General features: G+C 73.8%; 3 protein-coding genes. 1 reads left to right on the forward strand and 2 read right to left on the reverse strand.

Annotated features, from left to right (window positions below; translation table 11 throughout):
• Positions 1–284: 284 nt before the first annotated feature.
• Positions 285–1,499, forward strand: a complete 1,215-nt coding sequence (locus FNX44_RS24525) for an amino acid deaminase/aldolase (protein WP_143651176.1) — start codon at positions 285–287, stop codon at positions 1,497–1,499.
• Between the two features lie 68 nt (positions 1,500–1,567).
• Here FNX44_RS24525 and FNX44_RS24530 read toward each other — a convergent pair whose 3' ends face one another.
• Entirely contained in the window at positions 1,568–2,347 is a 780-nt protein-coding gene (locus FNX44_RS24530; protein ID WP_228450179.1) for a DUF4142 domain-containing protein, read from the reverse strand.
• Positions 2,348–2,552: 205 nt separating this feature from the next.
• Entirely contained in the window at positions 2,553–3,959 is a 1,407-nt protein-coding gene (locus tag FNX44_RS24535) for an aldehyde dehydrogenase family protein (protein WP_143651178.1), read from the reverse strand.
• Positions 3,960–4,146 lie beyond the last annotated feature (187 nt).

The raw sequence follows: 4,146 nt of genomic DNA on the forward strand, positions 1-4,146 counted from the left end.
CGGCCGGCGGGCCTGGGCGGAACCGGTCGGCCCGCCGGCCGTGGTGGCGGCGGCAACGGCGGACGCGCGGCGTCGGCGTCTGTGCTCACCCGCTCCCCCTCGCGCATGTCGAGACCCCGCTCGGCAGTGGAGTTCAGGGGCCGTACTCGTCCGGACAACGCCGCTTGAACAGCCAGTTGGCCGGTCGGAGGCGTGAGCGTCACTCTACGGCGCTCGCGGCCCGGCACAACAACCCGCGCCCGGCGGGGCTGTGCTGGAGGCGACTCCTCTGGCAAGCTGCCCGCGTGCTCACCACCGACCCGCACCCCACCGCCGACCGGGCCAGGTACGACCGGGCCACCGCCGCGCTGGACGCGCCGCTGGCCATTGTGGACCTGGAGGCCTTCGACGACAACGCCGCCGACCTGGTCCGCCGGGCGGGCGGCAAGCCGGTGCGAGTCGCCAGCAAGTCCGTCAGGTGCCGCGCCCTGCTCGAACGCGCCCTGGCGCACGAGGGGTTCGCGGGTGTCATGAGTTTCACGCTGGCCGAGTCGATCTGGCTGGCCGGGTCGGGCGTCCCGGACGTGCTGCTGGCGTACCCCTCCGTCGACCGGGCCGGGTACGCCGAGTTGGCCGGCGACAAACGGTTGGCCGGGGCGGTGACCGTCATGGTGGACGATCCCGCTCAGCTGGCGCTCATCGACCTGGCCAGGGACGGCGGCCGCGAGGAGATCCGGGTGTGTCTCGAACTGGACACCTCGCTGCGGCTGTTGGGCGGGCGGCTGCGGGTCGGGGCACTGCGCTCCCCGCTGCGCTCGCCCGACCGGATCGCCGAGCTGGCCCGTTCCGTGGTGCGTCGGCCGGGCTTCCGGCTGGTGGGTGTGATGGCCTACGAGGGGCATGTCGCCGGAGTGGGGGACGCGGTGCCCGGGCGGCCCGTGCGGTCCGCCGCGATCCGGCTGATGCAGCAGGTCGCCCGGCGGGAGCTGGCCGAGCGGCGGGCGGCGGCGGTACGGGCCGTCCGGGAGGTCGCGCCGGACCTGGAGTTCGTCAACGGCGGCGGCACGGGCAGCGTGCAGCACACCGCCGCCGAGGAGTGTGTCACCGAGATCGCCGCCGGCTCCGGGCTGCTGCTGCCCCGCCTGTTCGACCACTACAGCTCCTTCTCCGGCCGCCCGGCGGCCCTGTTCGCCCAGCCGGTGGTGCGTCGGCCGGGGGTGGGGATCGTCACCGTGCTGGGTGGCGGCTATCCCGCCTCGGGCGCCGCCGGCCGGGACCGACTGCCCACGCCGTACCTTCCGGAGGGGCTGCGCTACGACCCGATGGAGCAGGCCGGTGAGGTGCAGACCCCGCTGCTCGGGGCGGCGGCGGACGATCTGCTGATCGGCGACAAGGTGTGGTTCCGGCACGCCAAGGCCGGTGAACTGGCCGAGCGCTTCGACCGGTTCCACCTGGTGGAGGGCGACCGGGTGACCGAGGTGGTGCCGACGTACCGGGGCGAGGGCCGCACCTTCCTGTGAGGCACGGCCCTCTCCGGCTTCCGGCTCCGCTGTCTCAGGAGCTCGCCTGTCTCAGAAGCTCGCCTGTCTCAGGAGGAGACGGCGGCCTCGACGTCCTCGAGTGTCTCCTTGGTGACCAGCCCGGTGTCCTCCAGGACCTCCAGGTGGTCCAGGACGGTCTCGTTCGCCACCTTGGAGTGGCGGCGGATGAGGTCGTTCTGCGTCGCGGCCCTGACCTCGCCGATGAGCGCGAAGACCTTGCCGTGGGCGGCCCGGAGGAGGTTGACGAAGATCCGGTCGAACTCCGCGCCGCGGGCCGCCTTCATCTGCGCGACCCAGCCCTGCTGCTCCTCGGACGCCTCGTTCGGGATCTGCACTCCGAGGATCTTCGCGTCCTCGCGGACAAGCTGGTCCAGCATGGCGTGGCCGTCGATGAGGTGGTGGCCGGCGCGCTTCACGGCCTCGTTGTTGCTGTTCGTCTGGGCCAGTCGGCCGGCCGGGATCTCCCACAGGCCGGCCCGCCGCACGGCGATGAGGAACTTCTTGTCGACCTCGGTGACCGGTCCGGCCGCGCTCTGGGACGTGCCGTTGCCGCCGGCCTCGCCCTCGGCGGGTGCGCCGGGCGCGCCCGGCGCGGCGGCGCCGCCGGTCTGCGCGCCGCCCGTCCCGGTGCCGGCCGAGCCGGCGGCCTGCGGCGGCTGGGCGGCGGCCGGCAGGCTGTCCGGGTCGCTGGGGTGGGCGTTCCCGCTGTCCTGCTGGAAGGCGAGCACCACCGTCGCGATGACGATGAGGCTCATCGCGGTGATCGTCACCGCGATGAGCCGGGGTGGGATCCTGCCCTTGCGTTCCAGGCGTCGACCGAGCCTCATGCGTTCTCCTCCGTCACGTGAGCCCCCCGCTTTCGCGGCAGCATGCCCGGTGTTCGGGCGACATCGGAGAACTTGCGCACAACTGGACGAGGTCTGAGTACGGGCGCCGGGCGCTGGGATACGGTTCCCTCGGCCGGACCCGTGAGGGTCGAGCCGTCGTCGATTGGGGAGCCGGCTGCGTCGTCGAAGGCCACTCGCCGTCCTGTCAGGCGTCGGTGGCGAGGAAGACGTTCTTGGTCTCGGTGAAGGCGGTCAGCGCGTCGGGGCCGAGCTCCCGGCCGAGGCCGGACTGTCCGAAGCCGCCGAACGGCGTCCAGTAGCGCACGCTGCTGTGCGAGTTGACGGAGAGGTTGCCGGCCCGGACCGCCTGGGAGACGCGCAGTGCGCGCCCGGCGTCGCGGGTCCACACCGAGCCGGAGAGGCCGTAGTCGGTGGCGTTCGCCAGCCGCACCGCCTCCGCCTCGTCGCGGAACGGCAGCACGGCGGCGACCGGGCCGAACACCTCCGCGGTCGCGACCGGGTCCTCCGGCCTGGCCTCGACTACGGTCGCCGGGTACCAGAAGCCCTTGCCGTCCGGGATCTCGCCGCGGATCGCGGCGGGGGCGTCCTGCGGGAGGTGGCCGCGTACCCGCTCGCGGTGTTCGGCCGAGATCAGCGGGCCCATCGCGGTGGCGGGGTCGGTCGGGTCACCGCAGCGGAAGGCGAGCACGGCAGGTTCCAGCAGTTCGAGGAACCGGTCGTAGACGTCGGCCTGCACGAGGACGCGGCTGCGGGCGCAGCAGTCCTGGCCGGTGTTGTCCAGGAAGGAACCGGGGGCCGCGGCGGCGGCCGCCTCCACGTCGGCGTCGGCGAAGACGACGTTCGGGCTCTTGCCGCCGAGTTCGAGCGTGAGGCGTGTGACGCGCCGGGCGCAGCGCGCCATGATCTCGCGGCCCACGGCGGTGGAGCCGGTGAACACCACCTTCGCGACGCCGGGGTGGTCCACCAGCGCCCGGCCGGTGACCTCGCCGGCACCCGGCAGTACCTGGAAGAGCCCTTCGGGCAGCCCTGCGGCCAGGCCGAGTTCGGCCAGGCGGAGGGCGGTCAGCGGGGTGGTCTCGGCGGGTTTGAGCAGTACGGCGTTGCCGGCGGCGAGCGCGGGGGCGGCCCCCCAGGCGGCGATCGGCATGGGGAAGTTCCACGGGGCGATGACGGCCACGACGCCGAGTGGTTCCTGGAAGGTGAGGTTCACCCCGCCGGGGACCGGGATCTGCCGGCCGGTGAGTCGTTCCACGCCGCCAGCGGCGTAGTCCAGCACGTCGCGGACGTTGCCGGCCTCCCAGCGGGCGCCGGCGACCGGGTGTCCGGCCTCCCGGACCTCCAGTGCGGCCAGTTCCTCGATCGCCTCGTCCACCTGGACGGCGAAGCGGCGCAGTACCCGGGCCCGGTCACCGGGCGGCAGGGCGGCCCACACCCGTTGGGCCGACTCGGCGCGGCGGACCGCGTCGGCGACCGCGGCGGCCGGCGTCGCGGGGACGGTGGCGATGATCTCCTCGGTGGCCGGGTTGAGGATCGTGTGCGACTCGGGGCCGCCTTCGAGGTCCGGGTCTGTCCTGGTGTCGGTCTGGGTCACTTCTCGCTTGCTCCTCACATACGTTCGAAGGAGCGGAGGCGCTCCCGGTCGGTGACCGCGGCGTCGTAGGCGTCCTGTCCGACGCGCGCCGTCTTGGGGGTCCTGCCTGGTGTAGGCGTTGCCGGTCCGGACCGGAGAGAGGGCGGACCGGCCGGCGCCCCTGCCGCACCCGCACCCGCCCCACACC

The organism is Streptomyces alkaliterrae (assembly GCF_007097205.2).
In the GTDB taxonomy this organism is placed as follows: domain Bacteria; phylum Actinomycetota; class Actinomycetes; order Streptomycetales; family Streptomycetaceae; genus Streptomyces; species Streptomyces alkaliterrae.

Excerpts from the sequence above, each read along its gene's own strand:
- FNX44_RS24530 (WP_228450179.1), bottom strand. The coding sequence starts at position 2,347 with ATGAGGCTCGGTCGACGCCTGGAACGCAAGGGCAGGATCCCACCCCGG.